This window comes from Streptomyces sp. NPDC127114, assembly GCF_042677525.1.
Taxonomy (GTDB): Bacteria; Actinomycetota; Actinomycetes; order Streptomycetales; family Streptomycetaceae; genus Streptomyces.
The window spans coordinates 1-22,486 of sequence record NZ_JBHXTJ010000063.1 but is presented as its reverse complement, the minus strand read 5'-3'; the positions used below and the strand labels follow the sequence as shown (position 1 = coordinate 22,486).

The window sequence follows — 22,486 nt, the reverse complement described above, 5'->3', positions numbered from 1 at the left end:
GTCAGGCGCGGAGGCCGGGCCGCCAGACCCAGGGCCGGGCGTCCGCGCCGAGGCCCACCACCGCCTGGCCGCGGTGCAGCACCGGGGCGGGGCCGGCCGGGGTGGTGCCGTGGGTCCGGGTGAGGAGCCGGCCGTCGCGGTGCAGCTGGACCCGGCCGCGCTCGTCCCGGCCGAGCAGCACCGGACCGCGGGCGCCGGGCGCGGCGGCCAGCGGCCCGTACCCCGCGAAGGCGGGCGCCGTGCCGGAGGCGGACCGCAGCCGGCCGTCGGCGGGCGCGCGGTAGAAGACCTCGACGTCGCCGTCGCCTGCCGGGACCGCGGCGACCGGGTCGCCGGCGAGCGGGAGCGGCGCGGCGGGCGCGCCGTCCACCCAGTGGCGTACGGCCGTGCGGCCCGCCGCCAGCAGGTGCACCCGGCCCCTGGCGTCGACCAGCGCCGTCAGACCGTCCTGCACCTCCTCCTGGACCGGCAGCGCCCGCCACGGGCCCCAGGACCCGTCGACCGCCCGTACCCGCGTCGAGACGCCCTTGTCCGCGTTCCGTACGAAGAGATGGACCCGGCCGTCGGGAGCGGCGACGGCCACCGGGGCGCCGATCCGGCGGCCGCGGTCGTCGCCGCGCTCCGGACTGCCGAGGCCGCGCCAGGCGAGGAAGGGCCCGCCGGGGGAGCGCTGCTCCAGGAGCACCAGCTCCCGCCGGTCGGCGCCGCCCCGGCCGGAGAGCGCGGCGAAACGCACGCCGAAGAGCAGCACCCGGCCGTCGGCGAGCACCGCGGGGGCGAGGACCGGCGCCAGCGGGCCGCCGCCGAGGTCCTCCGGCTCCTCGAACACGCCGGTGCGCTCCTCCCGCTCGCGCCAGCGGACCGCGCGCAGCCCGAGCACCCCGTACGCGACGAGCCGCCCGCCCGCCTCCTCGGTGACCGCGGGGCCGGCGGCGGGCCAGCGGTGGTGGGTGGCGCGCACCCAGCCCTTCCAGTTGGTGAGCGGGCGGTCGCCGCCCACGCCGTAGTCGCCGCAGCCGGACGGGTTGCCGCACTCCCAGGACGGGTCGCCGCCGTACGGGACGAGGTGGGCGGCCTTCTCGGCGAGGACCCGCGGCGGGAGGTTCTTGGGCCAGTGACGGTTGTAGTAGCCGCGGAAGGCCGTCGTGGTGAACGCCGGGACGGGGCCGCCGTCCGCGGTGGCGTCGGCGACCCGGCGCAGCAGCGCGGCCCAGGTGAAGGAGGCGACGGCGGTGTGGTCGCCGTGGTCGGAGTAGCCGGGCTGCTCGCTGTCGCGCTTGCGGGTGGCCTCGGAGCTGTGCTGGATGTCCGGGTCCGGGTCGAGGGTGTGCACGACCGTCGGCCGGTACTCGGCGAGCAGCCCGGCGAGGACCTCGATCAGGCCGGTGTGGTCGTAGGTGTCGGCGCGGGTGACGGGGGAGCCGGCGGACAGGTGGGTGCGCAGTTCGAGGGCGCGGTCCTGCCAGAGCGCCGGCAGCGCCATGTAGCGGCGCGGGGTGTGCATGGGCAGGTTGAGGAAGACCAGCTCGACCCGGCGCCCCTCGTGCTCCAGCGTGTCGACCTCGGCGCGGCGCCCGCCGGCGAGGGTGGCGACCCGCTTCCGCCAGGGCGTGAACCTGTCCGCGCCGAGCGCGTCCGCGTAGGCCTGGCGCAGCCCCTGGTGGCGGGCGGAGGAGTAGGCGGCCTTGTCGGGCGGCGTCTCCGGCATGCCCTTGATCCGGTTCTTGCCGGTGTGCTCCCCGGCGGTGACGTACACGGAGACGACGGGCACCCCGGCGTCGAGCAGCCGCTGGGTGTCGGGGTTCATGAAGTACAGGTCGTCGTCCGGGTGGGCGGCGAACTGCATGAGCAGGGCCCGGTGGCCCGTGGAGATGGGCCGGCCGGGCGCCGGGTCGGCGGAGGCCGTCCGGCCGGGCGGGGCGGGTACGGAGCATCCGGCGACGGCGGCCGCGGCGGCCCCGGCCGCGGCTCCCACGAGCACGGTGCGCCGTGCCGGTCTTCTGTCGTCCACCGCTCCTGCGCCCCCGTGCGTGCTCGTCGTGCCCGGTCTGGTCCGTCGTGTCCCTCGTGCGACCGGCTAGACGGATTTTCCGGGTACGGGGTTCAGTCCGGCGCGGCGGGTTCGGTTCGGCGCGGCGGGTCCGCCGAGCGGCACGGTCGCGCGCACCACCATGGGGCCGTCGCCGCGCCGCGACAGCAGCACGAGTTCGCCTACGGGCGCGGTCGCCGTGCCGAGGAGCGCGGCGCACTCGGCCGCCAGGGCGGCGGGCTCGCGGCTGCGGCCGAGGGAGAGGTGCGGGGTGAAGGGACGCGGGTCGGCGCAGCGGGGGAAGCGTTCCTCCAGCGCCTCGCGCAGGGCGAGCCACGGAACGGCGCCGGCGGCGGCGGGGTCGAGCCAGACGGTCGCGTCGTGCCGGTGCCGGAACCAGCGCACTCCGGACAGTCGCGCGGTGAACGGCGGGAGCGCGCGAAGGGCCTCGGCGGCGAGGGGCAGCGCCCGCGGGAACTCGGACTCGGGCACGAACCCGTAAACGACGTTGACGTGCGGCGGCCAGCGCCGGATCTGCCGGTCGTGCACGCGCCGGATCGCCTGGATGGCCGGCCACAGCTCGTCGGGCGGCAGCCAGGCCACGGCGGTCCGGTACGTGGGTTCGGCGGCGAGCACCGGGACCTCGGGCACGGGCACGGGACCTCCGTACGTCACAAACCGATCAAGGGTTCCGGACCCGCCTTTTCCGCAGGTCGGAGGGCGTGAGAACGTCCGCTTCGCACTATGCGACACCAGGGGTGGGAAAGATGAGCGACAAGCCGTCCGACATGGGGCCCGACAGACCGTCGGTCTCGGACGAGGAATGGGCCTCCTTCGTGGAGGCCGCGAAGGAGCAGGGCCTCGGCACGGAGGCCCAGGAACGCGCCCTGCGCAAGGCGAAGCCGAAGAAGCAGCCCAAGGCCCCCAAGGCGCCGAAGGCGGCCAGGCGCCAGGAGCCGGCGGGCTGGGGCACCGGCCCGGCCTGGCAGGAGATGAACGGCCGGGCCCAGCGCAGGCGCCGGATCAAGGCCGGCCTCGGCATCACCCTGGTGGCGGCCGTGGCCCTGGTCGCCGTCCGGCCGCAGCTGGTGACCGGCGTGCTGCCGGAGAGCGTCACCTCGGCCCTGCCGTCGAGCTGGACGGACCACCCGCAGGACACCACGCCGCTCGCCGCGGAGACGGCCGCCCCGACGGCACCCCCGGAGTACGTCGACCCCGACCGCCCCACCCTGGAGGAACCCTTCAAGGGCTCCCCGGCCCTGCGCTGGGCGGACGGCGCGGCGGGCATCACCCTGCCGGCGGCGAAGCCCACGGGCTGGATGTCGAAGACGCAGGTCGAGGCCGCGCTGAAGCGCTCGAAGGACTTCCTGGTGGCGGCGAACCTGGACCCCGCCGTCCTCAGGGGCGGCAGGCCGGAGGCGGCGCTGAAGCTGATCGAGCCGAAGCAGCCGGAGATCCACGAGCGCCTGGACAAGGCGCTGGCGAAGCCGACGGAGGAGAACGACCCGACGTCGCTCTTCAGCCGCTTCGCGCCGTCCGAGGTCAGCCTCGTCGGCTCCGTCGTGAAGACCCGGGGGCACCTGACCGTCGAGCCCGGCAAGGGCAGGGAGAAGGGCGCGGTCCTGGTCCGCGCCGACCTCACCTTCGTCTATCCGCTGGTGAAGGCCCGGCCGGGAGCCGACGAGGTCACCCGCACGATCGTCCGCCGCGAGGTCACCTTCGCCTTCTACCAGCCGGGGCGGTACGCCGTGACCAAGGGCCGGCTGATCCTGAACCACTACATCAGCAGCGCCGGCAACAGCTCCTGCGACGACAGCGACGGCTTCTACCACCCGTCGTTCGCGGAGGACCACACCGCCGCCCCCGACCCCGCCCAGACGGGCCCCGCCGTCGACCCGTACGACCGCAGCAAGCCCCTCGACCAGGAGCCGAAGGGCTGCGGGACGGTCACCCGCAGCTGACCGCCCGCTCCACGGCGCCGCGGCCGCGATCGGTCACGAACCGATCAACACTCTCTGACCAGGCTTTTCCGCTCGTCGCGAGGCGTGAGAACGTCCTCGTCGCGACACGTACGACAAGGGGTGGGGACACATGGGATGGGACTACGACGGCGGCGGCTCGGGGCAGAGCGCGGCCGGTCGGGCGGTCTCCGGGGCGGTCGGGATCGTCGTTGCGGCGGGGCTGGCGATTCTGGTGCTCCGGCCCGAGCTGATGCCGTGGCGGGACGCCGGTGACACCACTCCGCTGGCCGCGGAGACGGAGCGCCCCTCCGACGCGCCCTCACAGGAGGCCTTTCCGGACCGAGGGACGCTTCAGGAGCCGTTCCGAGGGGCACCGGCCCTGCGCTGGGCGGACGGCGCGGCGGGGATCACGCTGCCGGAGGCGAAGGCGACGGGCTGGATGTCGCGGAAGCAGGTCGCCGTGGCGTTGAAGCAGACCAAGGACTTCCTGACGGCCGCCAATCTCGATCCGGCCGTACTCCGGGGCGGACGACCCGCCGCCGCGCTGGACCTGCTGGACCCGCAGCAGCCGGACTTCCGGTCCGACCTGGAGAAGTCCCTCGCCAAGCCGACCGAGGCGAACGACCCGACCCTGCTCTTCAGCCGCTTCTCGCCGTCCGAGGTGCGGCCCGTCGGATCCGTCGTGAAGACCCGCGGCCGCATGACCGTCGAGAACGGCAAGGGCGAGAACGCCGGCATGGTGCTCATCCGCACCGACTACACCTTCGTCTACCCCGTGGTGAAGGCGCGGGCGGGAGCCGACGAGGTGGCCCGCACGATCGTCCGCCGCCAGATCACGTTCTCGCTGCCCGATCCCGCGAAGTTCGTCGTGACCAAGGGGAAGCTCTCGGTGCACGAGTGGAGCGCCAACGTCGGCAACGACGACTGCGACCGCCCTGAGGACGGCTTCTTCCACCCGACGTTCGACGAGGACTGGACCGCCGATCCGGCCGCGCCGGAGGCTACCGGCCCCGCCGTGGACCCGTACGACCGCAGCAAGGACATCGACGATCTGCCGCAGGAGTGCGGCACCTCGTCCCGCACCTGACCCGGGCCGTCGGCGGTTCCGCCGCGCGGCGCGGCGGGGGGCGTCGTAGGGTCCAGCCATGAAGCCCAGAGCCGGGGGCGTCCTCACCTCCGTCATGGTGGTTCTCACGGTGACGACCGGCATGATCGAAGCCGTCAGCTTCCTCGCGTTGGGTCCGGTCTTCACCGCCATGCAGACCGGCAACATCCTCCTGCTCGCCTTCGCGCTCACCGGCGCCGCCGGCCTCTCGCCCGCCGCCGCGGGGGTCTCCTGCGGCGGTTTCGTGATCGGGGCGGTGCTCGGTTCGCGGCTCGAGACGAGCGTGGACGTCCACGGGCGGCGCTGGTTCGGCCCCGCGCTGCTCGGAGAGGGGCTGCTCCTCGCGCTCGCCGCGCTGGTCGCGTGGCGAGCGGGGGTCGACGGGCGCGCGGGCCTCGACGGGCCGGTCGACGGCCGGCACTTCGCCGTGGTCGCGCTGGCCGCGGCGGCGATGGGCGTACGCAACGTGACCACGCTGCGGGTACGGGTGCCCGACGTGCCCACCACGCTGTCCACCCGGGCGCTGACCGCCTTCCTCGGCGGTCTGCCGACCGTCGCGGACAACCGCATCGGTGTGGGAGCCCGCCACGAGGGCCGGCGGTTCGCCTCGGTCGTGGCGATGTTCGCCGGTGGGCTGCTCGGGGCCTGGCTGCTCCACGAGGGTGTGCGGCCGGCGGCGGTGCTGATCGTCCCCGGGGCGCTGGCGCTGGTCCTGGGCGTGACGTTCTGGGCCGTACCGGCGCGGCGGACGTCCGAGCCCGGGTGACCGCGGCGCGCGTCCCCGCCCGAGGCGCGCCTCTGTGTGTACCCCGGCGTGACGTGGGGTACAGTCTTCGCCCCGATTGGCGGCCGCCAGGCCTGGTATGGCAGACTAGCGGGGTTGCTCGGTTGAGTGCCGATGCTGCGCGCCTCCCGCCGGGAGGACCGGAAGCGAGTCCCACAGTACTCGTCGCCCCTTGTCAGGGGCGGACGTACGGGAATCTTCCGGGAAGTGTCAGCGGGGCCCCGACCAGGCACCCGGTGGGTGTTTCGCCCCCGTCTCGCGGTCCTGGACCGCACCCCCTTGGTTGGGAAGTCCTCCGGGCTTCTTCGTAGAGGGAGTGCGACACGCCCGACCGCGTGGGTCGGAGGAGAGGCAGCGCTCAGGCGCGACCGGCCGGGTTCCAGAGCGTTAACGAGAGACAGGACTACGAAGTAGCCATGGCGGGACAGAAGATCCGCATCCGGCTCAAGGCCTACGACCACGAGGTCATCGACTCCTCGGCGAAGAAGATCGTCGAGACGGTGACCCGTACTGGTGCGTCGGTCGCGGGCCCGGTGCCGCTGCCCACTGAGAAGAACGTGTACTGCGTCATCAAGTCGCCGCACAAGTACAAGGACTCGCGCGAGCACTTCGAGATGCGCACGCACAAGCGCCTCATCGACATCCTCGACCCCACGCCGAAGACGGTTGACTCGCTGATGCGTCTCGACCTGCCGGCTGGCGTCGACATCGAGATCAAGCTCTGAGGTGACGCGCGAGATGGCTAAGAACATCAAGGGCATCCTGGGCGAGAAGCTCGGCATGACGCAGGTCTGGGACGAGAACAACCGGGTCGTCCCGGTGACCGTCGTCAAGGCCGGCCCGAATGTCGTGACCCAGGTGCGTACGAACGACGTCGACGGCTACGAGTCGGTCCAGATCGCCTTCGGCGAGATCGACCCGCGCAAGGTGAACAAGCCCCTCAAGGGCCACTTCGCCAAGGCCGACGTCACCCCGCGCCGTCACCTTGTCGAGATCCGTACCGCTGACGCCAGCGAGTACACCCTCGGCCAGGAGATCACCGCCGAGGTCTTCGAGGCGGGCATCAAGGTCGACGTGACCGGCAAGAGCAAGGGCAAGGGCTTCGCCGGTGCCATGAAGCGCCACAACTTCCGTGGTGGCAAGGCTTCCCACGGTGCCCACCGCGTGCACCGCAAGCCCGGTTCGATCGGTGGCTGCGCCACCCCGGGCCGTGTCTTCAAGGGCATGCGCATGGCCGGCCGCATGGGCAACGAGCGCGTGACCACCCAGAACCTGACCGTTCACGCCGTTGACGCGGAGAAGGGCCTGCTCCTCATCAAGGGTGCGGTTCCTGGTCCGAACGGCGGCCTCGTCCTGGTCCGCACCGCGGCCAAGGGGGCCTGAGGATATGAGCACCATTGACATTCTGTCGCCCTCCGGCGACAAGACCGGGACCATCGAGCTCCCGGCCGAGATCTTCGAGGCCAAGGTCAGCATCCCGCTGATCCACCAGGTCGTCGTCGCGCAGCTTGCGGCTGCCCGCCAGGGCACCCACAAGACCAAGACGCGTGGCGAGGTCCGCGGTGGTGGCAAGAAGCCTTACCGCCAGAAGGGCACCGGCCGCGCCCGTCAGGGTTCGACCCGCGCCCCGCAGTTCGCCGGTGGTGGCGTCGTGCACGGTCCCGTGCCGCGTGACTACTCGCAGCGGACCCCCAAGAAGATGAAGGCCGCCGCCCTCCGCGGTGCCCTCTCCGACCGGGCGAACCACTCCCGCATCCACGTCGTCACCGGCGTGGTCGAGGGTGGCATCTCCACCAAGGCCGCCAAGACGCTGTTCGGCAAGATCTCGGAGCGCAAGAACCTGCTCCTGGTCGCCGAGCGCTCGGACGAGGCCGCGTGGCTGTCCGCCCGCAACCTGCCCCAGGTGCACATCCTGGAGCCGGGCCAGCTGAACACGTACGACGTGATGCGATCCGACGACGTGGTCTTCACCCAGGCCGCCCTCGAGTCCTTCGTGTCTGGCCCCAAGGCCGACAACAACGAGGGGAGCGAGGCCTGATGGCCGAGATCACCAGCAAGACCTTCACGGACCCGCGCGACGTCCTCGTCAAGCCGGTTGTCTCCGAGAAGAGCTACGCGCTGCTCGACGAGAACAAGTACACGTTCATCGTCGCGCCCACCGCCAACAAGACCCAGATCAAGCAGGCCGTCGAGGCGGTCTTCTCGGTCAAGGTCACCGGGGTCAACACGATCAACCGCCAGGGCAAGCGCAAGCGCACCCGCACCGGTTTCGGCAAGCGCGCCAACACCAAGCGCGCCATCGTGACCCTCGCCGAGGGCAACCGAATCGACATCTTCGGCGGCCCGACCGCCTGACGGCGGTCGAGTCGTCCGATATCGGACGAGGACTGAGAAATGGGTATCCGCAAGTACAAGCCGACTACGCCGGGCCGCCGTGGCTCCTCCGTAGCCGACTTCGTCGAGATCACGCGGTCCACGCCGGAGAAGTCGCTGGTCCGCCCGCTGCACAGCAAGGGCGGCCGTAACAACACCGGTCGTGTGACCGTCCGTCACCAGGGCGGTGGCCACAAGCGCGCCTACCGCGTGATCGACTTCCGTCGTCACGACAAGGACGGCGTGCCGGCCAAGGTCGCTCACATCGAGTACGACCCCAACCGCACCGCTCGCATCGCGCTGCTGCACTACGCGGACGGCGAGAAGCGCTACATCATCGCCCCGCGTGGTCTCTCGCAGGGCGACCGGGTGGAGAACGGCCCCACGGCCGACATCAAGCCCGGTAACAACCTGGCCCTCCGCAACATCCCGGTCGGTACCACGATCCACGCGATCGAGCTCCGTCCCGGTGGTGGCGCCAAGTTCGCCCGCTCCGCCGGCGCCTCCGTGCAGCTGCTCGCGAAGGAGGGCACGATGGCCCACCTCCGCATGCCGTCCGGCGAGATCCGTCTCGTCGACGCCCGCTGCCGCGCCACGATCGGTGAGGTCGGCAACGCCGAGCAGTCGAACATCAACTGGGGTAAGGCCGGCCGCAAGCGCTGGCTGGGCGTTCGCCCGACCGTCCGCGGTGTGGCGATGAACCCGGTTGACCACCCGCACGGTGGTGGTGAGGGCAAGACCTCCGGTGGTCGCCACCCGGTCTCCCCGTGGGGTCAGAAGGAGGGTCGTACTCGTTCGCCGAAGAAGGCTTCGAACAAGTACATCGTCCGCCGCCGCAAGACGAACAAGAAGCGCTAGGAGCGGGTTTAGATGCCGCGCAGTCTCAAGAAGGGACCCTTCGTCGACGGCCACCTCATCAAGAAGGTGGACGCTCAGAACGAGGCCGGTACCAAGAACGTCATCAAGACCTGGTCCCGTCGCTCCATGATCGTGCCGGCCATGCTCGGCCACACGCTCGCGGTGCACAACGGCAAGACCCACATCCCGGTGTTCGTCACCGAGTCGATGGTCGGCCACAAGCTCGGCGAGTTCTCGCCGACGCGCACCTTCCGGGGTCACGTCAAGGAAGACCGGAAGTCGAAGCGCCGCTAGTAGCGGATCGCATTCAGACACGTAAGTAACTGAAGGGACAACCATGGAAGCCAGGGCCCAGGCGCGGTACATCCGCGTCACGCCCATGAAGGCCCGCCGCGTGGTGGACCTGATCCGTGGCATGGACGCCACGGAGGCTCAGGCTGTTCTGCGATTCGCTCCGCAGGCAGCCTCCGTGCCGGTCGGCAAGGTGCTCGACAGCGCCATCGCCAACGCCGCGCACAACTACGACCACACGGACGCTTCTTCGCTGTACATCAGCGAGGCGTTCGTCGACGAGGGTCCGACCCTGAAGCGGTTCCGTCCGCGTGCTCAGGGCCGTGCCTACCGGATCCGCAAGCGGACCAGCCACATCACCGTGGTCGTCAGCAGCAAGGAAGGAACCCGGTAATGGGCCAGAAGGTAAACCCGCACGGGTTCCGGCTCGGCATCACCACCGACTTCAAGTCGCGTTGGTACGCCGACAAGCTGTACAAGGACTACGTCAAGGAAGACGTCGCCATCCGTCGGATGCTGACGTCCGGCATGGAGCGCGCCGGCATCTCGAAGGTGGAGATCGAGCGCACCCGTGACCGTGTCCGCGTGGACATCCACACCGCTCGCCCGGGCATTGTCATCGGTCGCCGTGGCGCCGAGGCCGACAAGATCCGTGGCCAGCTCGAGAAGCTGACCGGCAAGCAGGTCCAGCTGAACATCCTCGAGGTCAAGAACCCCGAGGTCGACGCTCAGCTGGTGGCCCAGGCCGTCGCCGAGCAGCTGTCCTCCCGCGTCTCCTTCCGTCGGGCCATGCGCAAGAGCATGCAGTCCGCCATGAAGGCCGGCGCCAAGGGCATCAAGATCCAGTGTGGTGGCCGTCTCGGCGGCGCCGAGATGTCCCGCTCGGAGTTCTACCGCGAGGGTCGTGTGCCGCTGCACACGCTGCGCGCGAACGTCGAGTACGGCTTCTTCGAGGCCAAGACGACCTTCGGCCGCATCGGCGTGAAGGTCTGGATCTACAAGGGCGACGTCAAGAACATCGCCGAGGTCCGCGCCGAGAACGCTGCTGCCCGTGCGGGCAACCGCCCGGCCCGTGGCGGCGCTGACCGTCCGGCCGGCCGCGGTGGCCGCGGTGGCGAGCGTGGCGGTCGCGGTCGCAAGCCGCAGCAGGCTCAGGCTGCCGAGGCCCCCAAGGCCGAGGCTCCCGCCGCCGCTCCGGCTGCTGAGAGCACCGGAACGGAGGCCTGACCGACATGCTGATCCCCCGTAGGGTCAAGCACCGCAAGCAGCACCACCCGAAGCGCAACGGTATGTCCAAGGGTGGCACGCAGGTTGCGTTCGGCGAGTACGGCATTCAGGCCCTCACCCCGGCCTACGTGACCAACCGCCAGATCGAGGCCGCGCGTATCGCGATGACCCGCCACATCAAGCGTGGCGGCAAGGTCTGGATCAACATCTACCCGGACCGTCCGCTCACGAAGAAGCCTGCCGAGACCCGCATGGGTTCCGGTAAGGGTTCGCCGGAGTGGTGGATCGCGAACGTCAAGCCCGGTCGGGTGATGTTCGAGCTGTCCTACCCGAACGAGAAGATCGCGCGTGAGGCTCTGACTCGTGCGGCTCACAAGCTGCCGATGAAGTGCAAGATCGTTAAGCGCGAGGCAGGTGAGCTGTGATGTCGGCCGGTACCAAGGCGTCCGAGCTGCGCGAGCTGGGCAACGAGGAGCTTGTCGCCAAGCTCCGCGAGGCCAAGGAAGAGCTGTTCAACCTCCGCTTCCAGGCGGCGACGGGCCAGCTCGAGAACCACGGTCGGCTCAAGTCCGTCCGTAAGGACATCGCCCGGATCTACACCCTGATGCGTGAGCGCGAGCTGGGCATCGAGACGGTGGAGAACGCCTGATGAGCGAGAACAACGTGACTGAGAAGACCGAGCGCAACGCCCGCAAGGTCCGTGAGGGCCTCGTCGTCAGCGACAAGATGGACAAGACCGTCGTCGTCGCTGTCGAGGACCGCGTCAAGCACGCGCTGTACGGCAAGGTCATCCGCCGTACGAACAAGCTCAAGGCTCACGACGAGCAGAACGCTGCCGGCGTCGGCGACCGCGTCCTCCTGATGGAGACCCGGAAGCTGTCGTCGACGAAGCACTGGCGCGTCGTCGAGATCCTCGAGAAGGCCAAGTAATTCCCGTCAGGGAATTCAAAGGACAAGCACATCCCTCCTAGGGGGACCCCCTAGGAACAGTTCCGCCAGGCTCGGTGTGGGGCCTCACTCGCTGAGGCCCCCACCGGGAACCGGCAGACAATCAGGAGATAGACGTGATCCAGCAGGAGTCGCGACTTCGCGTCGCCGACAACACTGGTGCCAAGGAGATCCTTTGCATCCGTGTTCTCGGTGGTTCGGGTCGCCGCTACGCGGGCATCGGTGACGTCATCGTCGCCACCGTCAAGGACGCGATCCCCGGTGGCAACGTGAAGAAGGGTGACGTCGTCAAGGCGGTCATCGTTCGCACCGTCAAGGAGCGCCGCCGCCAGGACGGCTCGTACATCCGCTTCGACGAGAACGCCGCCGTCATTCTGAAGAACGACGGCGACCCTCGCGGCACCCGCATCTTCGGCCCGGTCGGCCGTGAGCTGCGCGAGAAGAAGTTCATGAAGATCATCTCGCTCGCGCCGGAGGTGCTGTAAGCATGAAGATCAAGAAGGGCGACCTGGTCCAGGTCATCACCGGCAAGGACAAGGGCAAGCAGGGCAAGGTCATCGCGGCCTACCCCGCCGAGTCCCGCGTCCTGGTCGAGGGTGTCAACCGGGTCAAGAAGCACACGAAGGCCGGCCCGAACCAGGCCGGTGGCATCGTGACCACCGAGGCCCCGGTCCACGTGAGCAACGTTCAGCTCGTCGTGGAGAAGGACGGCAAGAAGGTCGTCACCCGCGTCGGTTACCGCTTCGACGACGAGGGCAACAAGATCCGCGTTGCCAAGCGCACGGGTGAGGACATCTGATGGCTACCACTCCGCGTCTGAAGACGAAGTACCGCGAGGAGATCGCGGGCAAGCTGCGTGACGAGTTCAAGTACGAGAACGTCATGCAGACCCCGGGCCTCGTGAAGATCGTGGTCAACATGGGTGTCGGCGACGCCGCCCGTGACTCGAAGCTGATCGAGGGCGCCATCCGCGACCTCACCACGATCACCGGTCAGAAGCCGGCCGTCACCAAGGCCCGCAAGTCCATCGCGCAGTTCAAGCTGCGTGAGGGTCAGCCGATCGGTGCCCACGTCACGCTCCGTGGCGACCGCATGTGGGAGTTCCTGGACCGCACCCTGTCGCTCGCGCTGCCGCGCATCCGCGACTTCCGCGGCCTGTCCCCGAAGCAGTTCGACGGCCGTGGCAACTACACCTTCGGTCTCACGGAGCAGGTCATGTTCCACGAGATCGACCAGGACAAGATCGACCGCGTCCGGGGTATGGACATCACCGTGGTCACCACGGCGACCAACGACGACGAGGGCCGTGCCCTTCTGCGTCACCTCGGCTTCCCGTTCAAGGAGGCGTAAGCGAGATGGCGAAGAAGGCTCTGATTGCCAAGGCTGCTCGTAAGCCCAAGTTCGGTGTGCGTGCGTACACCCGCTGCCAGCGCTGCGGCCGCCCGCACTCCGTGTACCGCAAGTTCGGCCTGTGCCGCGTGTGCCTTCGTGAGATGGCTCACCGTGGCGAGCTGCCGGGCGTGACCAAGAGCTCCTGGTAATTCCCCTTCGCCCACTGGGCGTTGGTGAATGACCGGAGTCTCTCGGTAAGCAGTGGGCTGGCGGAGGCCCGACCCTTGATGCCGTAGGCTTGAAGGGTTGGGCGTCCGCCGCCCGTACGACTTACTACGCCGTAGGTCCACCGCACCGCACCCGCCCCGTCTCGGATCGGGGAGAGGGATGGTGCACCAGGAAACCCCGGCGAGAGAGGCCGAAGGCCAATTCATGACCATGACTGATCCGATCGCAGACATGCTCACGCGTCTGCGCAACGCGAACTCGGCGTACCACGACTCCGTGACGATGCCGCACAGCAAGATCAAGTCGCACATCGCGGAAATCCTGCAGCAGGAGGGCTTCATCTCCGGCTGGAAGGTCGAGGACGCCGAGGTCGGCAAGAACCTCGTGCTCGACCTCAAGTTCGGTCCGAACCGTGAGCGCTCCATCGCGGGCATCAAGCGGATCTCGAAGCCGGGCCTCCGGGTTTACGCGAAGTCCACCAACCTGCCGAAGGTCCTCGGCGGCCTGGGCGTGGCGATCATCTCCACGTCCCACGGTCTCCTGACCGGCCAGCAGGCGCAGAAGAAGGGCGTGGGTGGGGAAGTCCTCGCCTACGTCTGGTAGTCGGGAACGGAGGAAAAGCTATGTCTCGCATTGGCAAGCTCCCCATCCCGGTTCCCGCCGGCGTGGACGTCACCATCGAGGGCCGCACGGTCACCGTCAAGGGTTCCAAGGGCACCCTGACCCACACCGTTGCCGCTCCGATCGAGATCGTTAAGGGCGAGGACGGCGTTCTGAACGTCACCCGTCCGAACGACGAGCGTCAGAACAAGGCCCTTCACGGCCTGTCCCGCACGCTGGTGGCCAACATGATCACCGGTGTGACCCAGGGGTACACGAAGGCGCTCGAGATCAGCGGTGTCGGTTACCGCGTGGCCGCGAAGGGCTCCGACCTGGAGTTCCAGCTCGGCTACAGCCACCCGATCCTGGTGGAGGCCCCCGAGGGCATCTCCTTCAAGGTCGAGTCGCCGACCAAGTTCTCGGTCGAGGGCATCGACAAGCAGAAGGTCGGCGAGGTCGCCGCCAACATCCGCAAGCTGCGGAAGCCCGACCCGTACAAGGCCAAGGGTGTCAAGTACGCGGGCGAGGTCATCCGCCGCAAGGTCGGAAAGGCTGGTAAGTAAAGCCATGGCATACGGTGTGAAGATCGCCAAGGGCGACGCTTACAAGCGCGCTGCCAAGGCGCGCCGTCACCTGCGCATCCGCAAGAACGTGTCGGGTACGGCGGAGCGTCCGCGCCTCGTCGTGACGCGCTCCAACCGCGGTATCACCGCGCAGGTCATCGACGACCTGAAGGGCCACACCCTGGCGTCGGCGTCCCACCTGGACGCGTCGATCCGCGGTGGCGAGGGCGACAAGTCCTCGCAGGCCAAGCAGGTCGGCGCCCTGGTCGCCGAGCGCGCCAAGGCCGCCGGTGTCGAGGCCGTCGTGTTCGACCGTGGTGGCAACAGGTACGCCGGGCGCATTGCCGCTCTGGCTGACGCCGCCCGCGAAGCCGGGCTGAAGTTCTAAGCCCCGGTTCCGGGACTAACGGACGTAACAGAGAGAGGTATTCCAATGGCTGGACCCCAGCGCCGCGGCAGCGGTGCCGGTGGCGGCGAGCGGCGGGACCGGAAGGGTCGCGACGGTGGCGCTGCTGCCGCCGAGAAGACCGCGTACGTTGAGCGCGTAGTCGCGATCAACCGCGTCGCCAAGGTTGTCAAGGGTGGTCGTCGTTTCTCCTTCACCGCGCTGGTCGTGGTGGGTGACGGTGACGGCACCGTGGGTGTCGGTTACGGCAAGGCCAAGGAGGTGCCGGCCGCCATCGCCAAGGGTGTGGAGGAGGCCAAGAAGCACTTCTTCAAGGTCCCCCGTATCCAGGGCACCATCCCTCACCCGATCCAGGGTGAGAAGGCGGCGGGCGTCGTCCTGCTCAAGCCGGCTTCCCCCGGTACCGGTGTTATCGCCGGTGGCCCGGTGCGTGCCGTGCTCGAGTGCGCCGGCGTTCACGACATCCTGTCGAAGTCGCTCGGCTCCGACAACGCGATCAACATCGTGCACGCGACCGTGGAGGCCCTGAAGGGCCTGCAGCGTCCCGAGGAGATCGCGGCCCGCCGCGGTCTGCCCCTCGAGGACGTCGCTCCCGCGGCTCTGCTTCGTGCGCGTGCCGGGGCGGGTGCGTAATGGCTCGCCTCAAGATCACGCAGACGAAGTCGTACATCGGCAGCAAGCAGAACCACCGCGACACCCTGCGTTCGCTCGGGCTCAAGCGCCTGAACGACGTGGTCGTCAAGGAGGACCGCCCCGAGTTCCGCGGCATGGTGCACACCGTCCGCCACCTCGTGACGGTCGAGGAGGTCGACTGACATGGCGGAGAACAACCCGCTGAAGGTCCACAACCTCCGTCCCGCCCCGGGCGCCAAGACCGCCAAGACCCGTGTGGGTCGTGGTGAGGCGTCGAAGGGTAAGACGGCCGGTCGTGGTACGAAGGGCACGAAGGCCCGCTACCAGGTTCCGGAGCGCTTCGAGGGTGGCCAGATGCCGCTCCACATGCGCCTCCCGAAGCTGAAGGGCTTCAAGAACCCCTTCCGCACCGAGTACCAGGTCGTGAACCTGGACAAGCTGGCCGCGCTCTACCCGCAGGGTGGCGAGGTCACGGTGGCCGACCTGGTCGCCAAGGGTGCGGTTCGCAAGAACCAGCTCGTCAAGGTCCTGGGCCAGGGCGAGGTCTCCGTGGCGCTGCAGGTGACGGTCGACGCCGTCTCCGGCTCCGCCAAGGAGAAGATCGCCGCCGCCGGCGGCACCGTCACCGAGCTCGTCTGAGACGACTCGATGGCCTGAACATCCGACCGGGGATGCCTCTCAAAAGGGGCATCCCCGGTTGGTCGTTCCTAGGGGGGCGTAGTCGCCGGTAAGGTGGCCTCCACTGTCCAGAGTGCGTGAGGTGGGTCCGAAGGCCCTCTGGGCGGAATCACTATCCAGTCGAACCTCAAGACCGTCACCTCTGACGCACGTGCGCGGGGGTCGCAGGAGGCACCGTGCTCACCGCGTTCGCCCGGGCGTTCAAGACGCCCGACCTGCGCAAGAAGCTGCTCTTCACGCTCGGCATCATCGTGCTGTACCGGCTCGGGGCACACATCCCCGTCCCCGGCGTCAGCTACGAGGCCGTCCAGCAGTGTGTGGACCAGGCGAGCCAGGGCAACAACAGCCTGTTCGGCCTGGTCAACATGTTCAGTGGCGGGGCGCTGCTGCAGATCACCATCTTCGCGCTCGGCATCATGCCGTACATCACGGCGAGCATCATCCTGCAGCTGCTGACCGTGGTGATCCCGCGCCTGGAGGCCCTCAAGAAGGAGGGTCAGTCCGGCACCGCCAAGATCACGCAGTACACGCGTTATCTGACGGTCGCCCTCGCGATCCTCCAGGGCACCGGCCTCGTCGCCACCGCCCGTACCGGCGCGCTGTTCAGCGGCTGCACCGTCGCCAGCCAGGTCGTTCCCGACCAGTCGATCTTCACCACCGCCACCATGGTGATCACCATGACCGCCGGCACCGGCGTCGTGATGTGGCTCGGCGAGCTCATCACCGACCGTGGCATCGGCAACGGCATGTCGATCCTCATGTTCATCTCGATCGCCGCCGGCTTCCCGGGCGCCCTGTGGGCCATCAAGAAGAGCGGCGACCTGGCGGGTGGCTGGATCGAGTTCGGCACCGTCATCCTGATCGGCTTCGTGATGGTGGCCCTCGTCGTCTTCGTCGAGCAGGCCCAGCGCCGCATCCCGGTGCAGTACGCGAAGCGGATGATCGGCCGCAGGTCGTACGGCGGTACGTCCACGTACATCCCGTTGAAGGTGAACCAGGCAGGTGTGATTCCTGTCATCTTCGCGTCGTCGCTGCTCTACATCCCGGCGCTGATCGCTCAGTTCTCGAACAGCACCGCCGGCTGGAAGACCTGGATCGAAGCCCACTTCGTCAAGGGTGACCACCCCTACTACATCGCTACGTACTTCCTCCTGATCGTGTTCTTCGCCTTCTTCTACGTGGCGATCTCGTTCAACCCCGAGGAAGTTGCCGACAACATGAAGAAGTATGGTGGCTTCATCCCGGGTATCCGGGCTGGTCGACCTACTGCCGAGTACCTGAGCTACGTGCTCAACCGGATCACTTGGCCGGGCTCGCTGTATCTGGGTCTGATCGCTCTCGTGCCGACGATGGCGTTGGCAGGCTTCGGCGGTGCCAATGCCAACTTCCCGTTCGGCGGCACCAGCATCCTCATCATCGTGGGTGTGGGTCTTGAGACCGTGAAGCAGATCGAGAGCCAGCTCCAGCAGCGCAATTACGAAGGGTTCCTCCGCTGATGCGAATCGTCCTCGTCGGACCGCCCGGGGCCGGCAAGGGAACGCAGGCCGCGTTCCTTGCCAAGAACCTGGACATCCCGCACATCTCCACGGGCGACCTGTTCCGTGCCAACATCTCGCAGGGCACGGAGCTGGGCCTCAAGGCGAAGGCGTTCATGGACGCCGGTGACCTCGTCCCGGACGAGGTCACCATCGGGATGGCCAAGGACCGCATGGAGCAGGACGACGCCGCGAACGGCTTCCTGCTCGACGGTTTCCCCCGGAACGTGGCGCAGGCCGAGGCCCTGGACGTCGTCCTGAAGGCCGAGGACATGCAGCTGGACGCGGTCCTGGACCTGGAGGTCCCCGAGGACGAGGTCGTGAAGCGGATCGCGGGTCGCCGCGTCTGCCGCAACGACTCCGCGCACGTTTTCCACGTGCAGTACAACGCCCCGAAGACCGAGGGCGTCTGCGACACCTGCGGTGGCGAGCTGTTCCAGCGTCCGGACGACTCCGAGGAGACCGTCCGCCGGCGCCTGGAGGTCTACCACACGCAGACCGAGCCGATCATCGACTACTACCGGGCGCAGAACCTGGTCGTGACGATCTCCGCGCTCGGCAAGGTGGACGAGGTCACGGCGCGCGCCATGGCCGCGCTGAAGAAGTAACCACTGATCGCTGCGGTACGGCCGCGGTGCCCGTGAGGGGCACCGCGGCCGTATCGTTGTTCCGACCCCTGTAATCGAGGAAAGGCCGCGGCCGAGATGGTGCAGATCAAGACCCCGGAGCAGATCGCGAAGATGCGCGAGGCGGGGCTGGTCGTCGCCGCCATCCACGCGGCGACCCGCGAGGCGGCGGTGCCGGGTGCGACGACGAAGGACCTGGACGAGGTCGCGCGCAAGGTGATCGCCGACCACGGGGCGAAGTCGAACTTCCTCGGGTACGGCGGCTTCCCCGCGACCATCTGCACCTCGGTGAACGAGGTCGTCGTCCACGGCATCCCGGACGACAAGACCGTCCTCAAGGACGGCGACATCATCTCCATCGACGCGGGCGCCATCGTCGACGGATGGCACGGCGACGCCGCGTACACGGCCTTCGTGGGCACCGGCCACGCCCCGGAGCTGGTCGAGCTCTCCCGGGTGACGGAGGAGTCGATGTGGGCCGGCATCGCCGCGATGCGTCTGGGTGCCCGCCTGGTCGACATCTCGAAGGCGATCGAGACCTACATCAAGCGCCAGCCGCGCCCGGCCGTCGGCGACCACAGCCTCGGCCGTTACGGGATCATCGAGGACTACGGCGGCCACGGCATCGGCACCGAGATGCACATGGACCCGCACCTCCTGAACTACGTCTCCCGCAAGCGCGGCAAGGGCCCGAAGCTGGTGCCGGGCTTCTGCCTGGCGATCGAGCCGATGGTGTCCCTCGGCACCCCGCGCACCGAGGTCCTCGCCGACGACTGGACCGTCATCACGACGGACGGCACCTGGTCCTCCCACTGGGAGCACAGCGTGGCCCTGACGGAGGAGGGCCCGCTGGTCCTCACGGCCGTCGACGGCGGCAAGGCGAAGCTGGCCGAGCTGGGCGTGACGGCGGCGCCGGACCCGCTCGCGTAACGATCTTCTGTGCTGGGCAGACTTCCCGATTCGTGTTTTCACGGGGCCTGGCGTAGACTGATGCGTCGGCTCTCGTGTACCCGTGTGTCCGCACCCGGAGGCGAGAGTCGATCAAGGTAGCCGATTCGAAGGGCGAAGCGTGGCCAAGAAGCAAGGTGCCATCGAAATCGAGGGCACCGTGATCGAGTCCCTGCCGAACGCCATGTTCAAGGTGGAGCTCCAGAACGGTCACAAGGTCCTCGCGCACATCTCCGGCAAGATGCGGATGCACTACATCCGGATCCTCCCGGACGACCGGGTCGTCGTGGAGCTGTCTCCGTACGACCTGACGCGTGGCCGGATCGTCTACCGGTACAAGTAGATCTTGCCCGCACCCGCGTTCCGAGCGGGTGGTGGCACTGACCCGGAGAACCTCACATCCCATGAAGGTCAAGCCGAGCGTCAAGAAGATCTGCGACAAGTGCAAGGTGATCCGCCGCCACGGCCGGGTCATGGTCATCTGCGACAACCTGCGCCACAAGCAGCGCCAGGGCTGACGCACGCCGACCGACCTGCATCTCGCAGTTCTTCGCGCGACGCATAGCAACACGTACATACGCAGAGCCCGTCCGGCCGTGCACCACGGCTGACGGCACCTCCGGCGGGGGCCGGGGACCCGGTTCGTACCTCGTACGGCGGCCGGGGCCGGTTCTGCGGAAGACCCCCGAACACACAGGAGCCATTGAATGGCACGCGTTTCCGGTGTTGACATCCCGCGTGACAAGCGTGTGGTGGTCGCACTCACCTACGTCTTCGGTATCGGGCGCACCCGGTCCGAGGAGATCCTCGCCTCCACCGGCGTGAACCCGTCCACCCGTGTCCGCGACCTTGCCGAGGAAGACCTCGTCAAGATCCGCGAGTACGTGGACGCCAACCTCCAGACCGAGGGTGACCTCCGCCGTGAGATCGCCGCCGACATCCGCCGCAAGGTCGAGATCGGCTGCTACCAGGGTCTGCGTCACCGCCGTGGCCTGCCCGTCCGCGGTCAGCGCACCAGCACGAACGCCCGTACCCGCAAGGGCCCGCGTCGCGCCATCGCCGGCAAGAAGAAGCCGGGCAAGAAGTAGTCCACAGCGGACACTGCGGATTTCGGGGGGCGACCCCCGGACCCCCGCACTTCCCACGGTCTTCGCTGTAGGACCGACCACCTCCCGTAGGAGTAAGTAGATGCCCCCCAAGGGACGTCAGGGCGCTGCCAAGAAGGTGCGCCGCAAGGAAAAGAAGAACGTCGCTCACGGCCACGCGCACATCAAGAGCACGTTCAACAACACGATCGTCTCGATCACGGACCCGTCCGGCAACGTGATCTCCTGGGCCTCCGCCGGCCACGTCGGCTTCAAGGGCTCGCGCAAGTCCACCCCCTTCGCCGCGCAGATGGCCGCCGAGTCGGCCGCCCGCCGCGCGCAGGAGCACGGCATGCGCAAGGTCGACGTCTTCGTCAAGGGTCCCGGCTCCGGCCGTGAGACCGCGATCCGCTCCCTCCAGGCCACCGGCCTCGAGGTCGGCTCGATCCAGGACGTCACCCCCACCCCGCACAACGGCTGCCGTCCGCCGAAGCGCCGCCGCGTCTGACGCGACGACGCCTGCGCGTCACCGAGTGTCCGGGCGGTACTGCTCCGTGAGGAGCCGTACCGCCCGTACCCTTGCAGTACCAGAGGACGTCAAATAGCGGGCGTCCACGACTGAAGGAACACAGACATGCTTATCGCTCAGCGTCCTTCGCTGACCGAAGAGGTCGTCGACGAGTTCCGCTCCCGGTTCGTCATCGAGCCGCTGGAGCCGGGCTTCGGCTACACCCTCGGCAACTCGCTCCGCCGCACCCTCCTCTCGTCGATCCCCGGCGCTGCTGTCACCAGCATCCGCATCGACGGTGTCCTGCACGAGTTCACCACCGTGCCGGGCGTCAAGGAGGACGTCACCGACCTCATCCTGAACATCAAGCAGCTGGTCGTCTCCTCCGAGCACGACGAGCCGGTCGTGATGTACCTGCGCAAGCAGGGCCCCGGTGTGGTCACCGCCGCCGACATCGCGCCGCCGGCCGGTGTCGAGGTGCACAACCCCGACCTGGTCCTCGCCACGCTCAACGGCAAGGGCAAGCTGGAGATGGAGCTGACCGTCGAGCGCGGTCGCGGCTACGTCTCCGCCGTCCAGAACAAGCAGGTGGGCCAGGAGATCGGCCGCATCCCGGTCGACTCCATCTACAGCCCCGTGCTCAAGGTCACCTACAAGGTCGAGGCGACCCGAGTCGAGCAGCGCACCGACTTCGACAAGCTGATCGTCGACGTCGAGACCAAGCAGGCCATGCGCCCGCGTGACGCCATGGCGTCGGCCGGCAAGACCCTGGTCGAGCTGTTCGGTCTGGCCCGCGAGCTCAACATCGACGCCGAGGGCATCGACATGGGCCCGTCCCCGACGGACGCCGCCCTGGCCGCCGACCTGGCGCTGCCGATCGAGGAGCTCGAGCTCACCGTTCGGTCCTACAACTGCCTCAAGCGCGAGGGCATCCACTCCGTGGGTGAGCTCGTCGCCCGCTCCGAGGCCGACCTGCTCGACATCCGCAACTTCGGTGCGAAGTCGATCGACGAGGTCAAGGCGAAGCTGGCCGGCATGGGCCTGGCCCTCAAGGACAGCCCGCCCGGATTCGACCCGACCGCCGCCGCCGACGCCTTCGGCGCCGACGACGACGCGGACGCCGGGTTCGTCGAGACCGAGCAGTACTGATAGCTGCCCGTAGGCATCCGCCTGCGGGGCCCTGACACCGGTACCTGATACGGCCGGTGCAGATCTCAAGGAGAAACACCATGCCGCGTCCCACCAAGGGCGCCCGCCTCGGCGGCTCCGCCGCGCACGAGAAGCTGCTCCTCGCCAACCTGGCGAAGTCGCTCTTCGAGCACGGCCGCATCACCACGACCGAGGCCAAGGCCCGCCGCCTGCGTCCGGTCGCCGAGCGCCTGATCACCAAGGCGAAGAAGGGCGACATCCACAACCGTCGCCTGGTGCTGCAGACGATCACGGACAAGGGCATCGTCCACACGCTCTTCACCGAGATCGCCCCGCGCTACTCCGAGCGCCCGGGTGGCTACACCCGCATCACCAAGATCGGCAACCGTCGTGGCGACAACGCCCCGATGGCCGTGATCGAGCTGGTCGAGGGCGAGATCGCCAAGAAGGCGACCGTCGCCGAGGCCGAGGCCGCCACCAAGCGCGCCGTCAAGGAGGCCGACGAGGCCGCCGCGGTCGAGGCGACCGAGGAGGAGTCGAAGGACGCGTAAGCGTTCTTCGGACGATTCTCGCGAGCGGGCCCGCACCCCAGGGGGTGCGGGCCCGCTCCCGTGGGTCT

35 protein-coding genes are annotated in these 22,486 nt (G+C 68.7%); 33 read left to right on the top strand and 2 right to left on the bottom strand.

The features are described 5' to 3' along the window. Position 1 precedes the first annotated feature (1 nt). Both ACFVGS_RS35175 and ACFVGS_RS35170 read right to left on the bottom strand, forming a co-directional pair. Positions 2-2,011, bottom strand: a complete 2,010-nt coding sequence (locus ACFVGS_RS35175; RefSeq protein WP_385696312.1) for a PIG-L family deacetylase — start codon at positions 2,009-2,011, stop codon at positions 2-4. Positions 2,012-2,077: 66 nt separating this feature from the next. Next, the gene (locus ACFVGS_RS35170; RefSeq protein ID WP_385696309.1) at positions 2,078-2,686 is read right to left on the bottom strand and encodes a 2'-5' RNA ligase family protein; all 609 of its coding nucleotides are present in this window, start codon (positions 2,684-2,686) and stop codon (positions 2,078-2,080) included. A gap of 110 nt (positions 2,687-2,796) precedes the next feature. Here ACFVGS_RS35170 and ACFVGS_RS35165 point away from each other — a divergent pair, with 110 nt between their 5' ends. From ACFVGS_RS35165 to rplQ, 33 genes are all read left to right on the top strand, one after another. Then, positions 2,797-3,990, top strand: coding sequence for a hypothetical protein (locus ACFVGS_RS35165; RefSeq protein ID WP_385696307.1), 1,194 nt, complete (start codon positions 2,797-2,799; stop codon positions 3,988-3,990). A 130-nt stretch (positions 3,991-4,120) separates the two neighbouring features. Then, complete coding sequence (locus ACFVGS_RS35160; protein ID WP_384421339.1) at positions 4,121-5,077, top strand: hypothetical protein; 957 nt, start codon at positions 4,121-4,123, stop codon at positions 5,075-5,077. 58 nt (positions 5,078-5,135) lie between these two features. Beyond that, a complete protein-coding gene (locus tag ACFVGS_RS35155) occupies positions 5,136-5,861 on the top strand; it encodes a YoaK family protein (RefSeq protein ID WP_385696305.1) in 726 nt (241 codons plus the stop codon). Positions 5,862-6,295: 434 nt separating this feature from the next. Continuing rightward, the gene (rpsJ, locus tag ACFVGS_RS35150; RefSeq protein WP_003948644.1) at positions 6,296-6,604 is read left to right on the top strand and encodes a 30S ribosomal protein S10; all 309 of its coding nucleotides are present in this window, start codon (positions 6,296-6,298) and stop codon (positions 6,602-6,604) included. Between the two features lie 13 nt (positions 6,605-6,617). Then, entirely contained in the window at positions 6,618-7,262 is a 645-nt protein-coding gene (gene rplC / locus ACFVGS_RS35145; protein ID WP_031012092.1) for a 50S ribosomal protein L3, read from the top strand. A 4-nt stretch (positions 7,263-7,266) separates the two neighbouring features. Next, on the top strand, positions 7,267-7,917 hold the full coding sequence (gene rplD / locus ACFVGS_RS35140; protein WP_385696303.1) for a 50S ribosomal protein L4: 651 nt from the start codon (positions 7,267-7,269) through the stop codon (positions 7,915-7,917). Further along, positions 7,917-8,234, top strand: a complete 318-nt coding sequence (rplW, locus tag ACFVGS_RS35135; RefSeq protein ID WP_128985133.1) for a 50S ribosomal protein L23 — start codon at positions 7,917-7,919, stop codon at positions 8,232-8,234. The genes rplD and rplW overlap by 1 nt, the downstream gene beginning before the upstream one ends. Before the next feature lie 39 nt (positions 8,235-8,273). Continuing rightward, positions 8,274-9,110 (top strand): 50S ribosomal protein L2, encoded by an 837-nt coding sequence (rplB, locus tag ACFVGS_RS35130; RefSeq protein ID WP_046908246.1) that lies wholly within the window; start codon positions 8,274-8,276, stop codon positions 9,108-9,110. A gap of 12 nt (positions 9,111-9,122) precedes the next feature. Continuing rightward, positions 9,123-9,404 (top strand): 30S ribosomal protein S19, encoded by a 282-nt coding sequence (gene rpsS / locus ACFVGS_RS35125; RefSeq protein ID WP_384421343.1) that lies wholly within the window; start codon positions 9,123-9,125, stop codon positions 9,402-9,404. A gap of 43 nt (positions 9,405-9,447) precedes the next feature. Further along, entirely contained in the window at positions 9,448-9,795 is a 348-nt protein-coding gene (gene rplV, locus ACFVGS_RS35120) for a 50S ribosomal protein L22 (protein ID WP_031012097.1), read from the top strand. After that, positions 9,795-10,628 (top strand): 30S ribosomal protein S3, encoded by an 834-nt coding sequence (rpsC, locus tag ACFVGS_RS35115; RefSeq protein ID WP_362523674.1) that lies wholly within the window; start codon positions 9,795-9,797, stop codon positions 10,626-10,628. The genes rplV and rpsC overlap by 1 nt, the downstream gene beginning before the upstream one ends. Positions 10,629-10,633: 5 nt before the next feature. After that, complete coding sequence (gene rplP / locus ACFVGS_RS35110) at positions 10,634-11,053, top strand: 50S ribosomal protein L16 (RefSeq protein WP_030494257.1); 420 nt, start codon at positions 10,634-10,636, stop codon at positions 11,051-11,053. Beyond that, positions 11,053-11,277: a 50S ribosomal protein L29 gene (gene rpmC / locus ACFVGS_RS35105; RefSeq protein WP_128985131.1), complete on the top strand. Its 225-nt coding sequence runs from the start codon at positions 11,053-11,055 to the stop codon at positions 11,275-11,277. The genes rplP and rpmC overlap by 1 nt, the downstream gene beginning before the upstream one ends. After that, on the top strand, positions 11,277-11,558 hold the full coding sequence (gene rpsQ, locus ACFVGS_RS35100) for a 30S ribosomal protein S17 (protein ID WP_362362156.1): 282 nt from the start codon (positions 11,277-11,279) through the stop codon (positions 11,556-11,558). Before rpmC ends, rpsQ begins: the two co-directional genes overlap by 1 nt. Positions 11,559-11,692: 134 nt before the next feature. Next, on the top strand, positions 11,693-12,061 hold the full coding sequence (gene rplN, locus ACFVGS_RS35095; RefSeq protein ID WP_003956455.1) for a 50S ribosomal protein L14: 369 nt from the start codon (positions 11,693-11,695) through the stop codon (positions 12,059-12,061). A gap of 2 nt (positions 12,062-12,063) precedes the next feature. Further along, complete coding sequence (gene rplX / locus ACFVGS_RS35090; protein WP_282694363.1) at positions 12,064-12,375, top strand: 50S ribosomal protein L24; 312 nt, start codon at positions 12,064-12,066, stop codon at positions 12,373-12,375. Beyond that, the gene (gene rplE / locus ACFVGS_RS35085) at positions 12,375-12,926 is read left to right on the top strand and encodes a 50S ribosomal protein L5 (protein WP_384421345.1); all 552 of its coding nucleotides are present in this window, start codon (positions 12,375-12,377) and stop codon (positions 12,924-12,926) included. Before rplX ends, rplE begins: the two co-directional genes overlap by 1 nt. A 5-nt stretch (positions 12,927-12,931) precedes the next feature. After that, positions 12,932-13,117 carry a type Z 30S ribosomal protein S14 gene (locus ACFVGS_RS35080; protein ID WP_003956452.1) on the top strand — a complete coding sequence of 62 codons (186 nt, stop codon included), beginning with the start codon at positions 12,932-12,934 and terminating at the stop codon, positions 13,115-13,117. A 223-nt stretch (positions 13,118-13,340) separates the two neighbouring features. Further along, positions 13,341-13,739, top strand: a complete 399-nt coding sequence (gene rpsH, locus ACFVGS_RS35075; protein ID WP_384421347.1) for a 30S ribosomal protein S8 — start codon at positions 13,341-13,343, stop codon at positions 13,737-13,739. Between the two features lie 20 nt (positions 13,740-13,759). Continuing rightward, positions 13,760-14,299, top strand: coding sequence for a 50S ribosomal protein L6 (rplF, locus tag ACFVGS_RS35070; RefSeq protein WP_365337575.1), 540 nt, complete (start codon positions 13,760-13,762; stop codon positions 14,297-14,299). A gap of 4 nt (positions 14,300-14,303) precedes the next feature. After that, the gene (gene rplR, locus ACFVGS_RS35065; protein WP_384421348.1) at positions 14,304-14,687 is read left to right on the top strand and encodes a 50S ribosomal protein L18; all 384 of its coding nucleotides are present in this window, start codon (positions 14,304-14,306) and stop codon (positions 14,685-14,687) included. Positions 14,688-14,732: 45 nt separating this feature from the next. Further along, a complete protein-coding gene (rpsE, locus tag ACFVGS_RS35060) occupies positions 14,733-15,338 on the top strand; it encodes a 30S ribosomal protein S5 (protein WP_030201551.1) in 606 nt (201 codons plus the stop codon). After that, complete coding sequence (gene rpmD / locus ACFVGS_RS35055) at positions 15,338-15,520, top strand: 50S ribosomal protein L30 (RefSeq protein WP_005313525.1); 183 nt, start codon at positions 15,338-15,340, stop codon at positions 15,518-15,520. Before rpsE ends, rpmD begins: the two co-directional genes overlap by 1 nt. A gap of 1 nt (position 15,521) precedes the next feature. Beyond that, the gene (gene rplO / locus ACFVGS_RS35050; protein WP_128985125.1) at positions 15,522-15,977 is read left to right on the top strand and encodes a 50S ribosomal protein L15; all 456 of its coding nucleotides are present in this window, start codon (positions 15,522-15,524) and stop codon (positions 15,975-15,977) included. A gap of 215 nt (positions 15,978-16,192) precedes the next feature. Beyond that, positions 16,193-17,512: a preprotein translocase subunit SecY gene (gene secY, locus ACFVGS_RS35045; RefSeq protein ID WP_384421350.1), complete on the top strand. Its 1,320-nt coding sequence runs from the start codon at positions 16,193-16,195 to the stop codon at positions 17,510-17,512. After that, positions 17,512-18,159 (top strand): adenylate kinase, encoded by a 648-nt coding sequence (locus ACFVGS_RS35040; RefSeq protein WP_384421351.1) that lies wholly within the window; start codon positions 17,512-17,514, stop codon positions 18,157-18,159. The genes secY and ACFVGS_RS35040 overlap by 1 nt, the downstream gene beginning before the upstream one ends. Before the next feature lie 96 nt (positions 18,160-18,255). Next, a complete protein-coding gene (map, locus tag ACFVGS_RS35035; RefSeq protein ID WP_384421352.1) occupies positions 18,256-19,107 on the top strand; it encodes a type I methionyl aminopeptidase in 852 nt (283 codons plus the stop codon). 139 nt (positions 19,108-19,246) lie between these two features. Next, entirely contained in the window at positions 19,247-19,468 is a 222-nt protein-coding gene (gene infA / locus ACFVGS_RS35030; RefSeq protein ID WP_003956442.1) for a translation initiation factor IF-1, read from the top strand. Positions 19,469-19,529: 61 nt separating this feature from the next. Continuing rightward, positions 19,530-19,643, top strand: a complete 114-nt coding sequence (gene rpmJ / locus ACFVGS_RS35025; protein ID WP_003956441.1) for a 50S ribosomal protein L36 — start codon at positions 19,530-19,532, stop codon at positions 19,641-19,643. Between the two features lie 189 nt (positions 19,644-19,832). Beyond that, on the top strand, positions 19,833-20,213 hold the full coding sequence (gene rpsM, locus ACFVGS_RS35020; RefSeq protein WP_384421354.1) for a 30S ribosomal protein S13: 381 nt from the start codon (positions 19,833-19,835) through the stop codon (positions 20,211-20,213). A 100-nt stretch (positions 20,214-20,313) separates the two neighbouring features. Further along, complete coding sequence (gene rpsK, locus ACFVGS_RS35015) at positions 20,314-20,718, top strand: 30S ribosomal protein S11 (protein WP_003956432.1); 405 nt, start codon at positions 20,314-20,316, stop codon at positions 20,716-20,718. A gap of 126 nt (positions 20,719-20,844) precedes the next feature. Then, positions 20,845-21,867 carry a DNA-directed RNA polymerase subunit alpha gene (locus tag ACFVGS_RS35010; protein WP_265864056.1) on the top strand — a complete coding sequence of 341 codons (1,023 nt, stop codon included), beginning with the start codon at positions 20,845-20,847 and terminating at the stop codon, positions 21,865-21,867. Positions 21,868-21,947: 80 nt separating this feature from the next. Next, the gene (rplQ, locus tag ACFVGS_RS35005; protein ID WP_384421355.1) at positions 21,948-22,418 is read left to right on the top strand and encodes a 50S ribosomal protein L17; all 471 of its coding nucleotides are present in this window, start codon (positions 21,948-21,950) and stop codon (positions 22,416-22,418) included. Positions 22,419-22,486 lie beyond the last annotated feature (68 nt).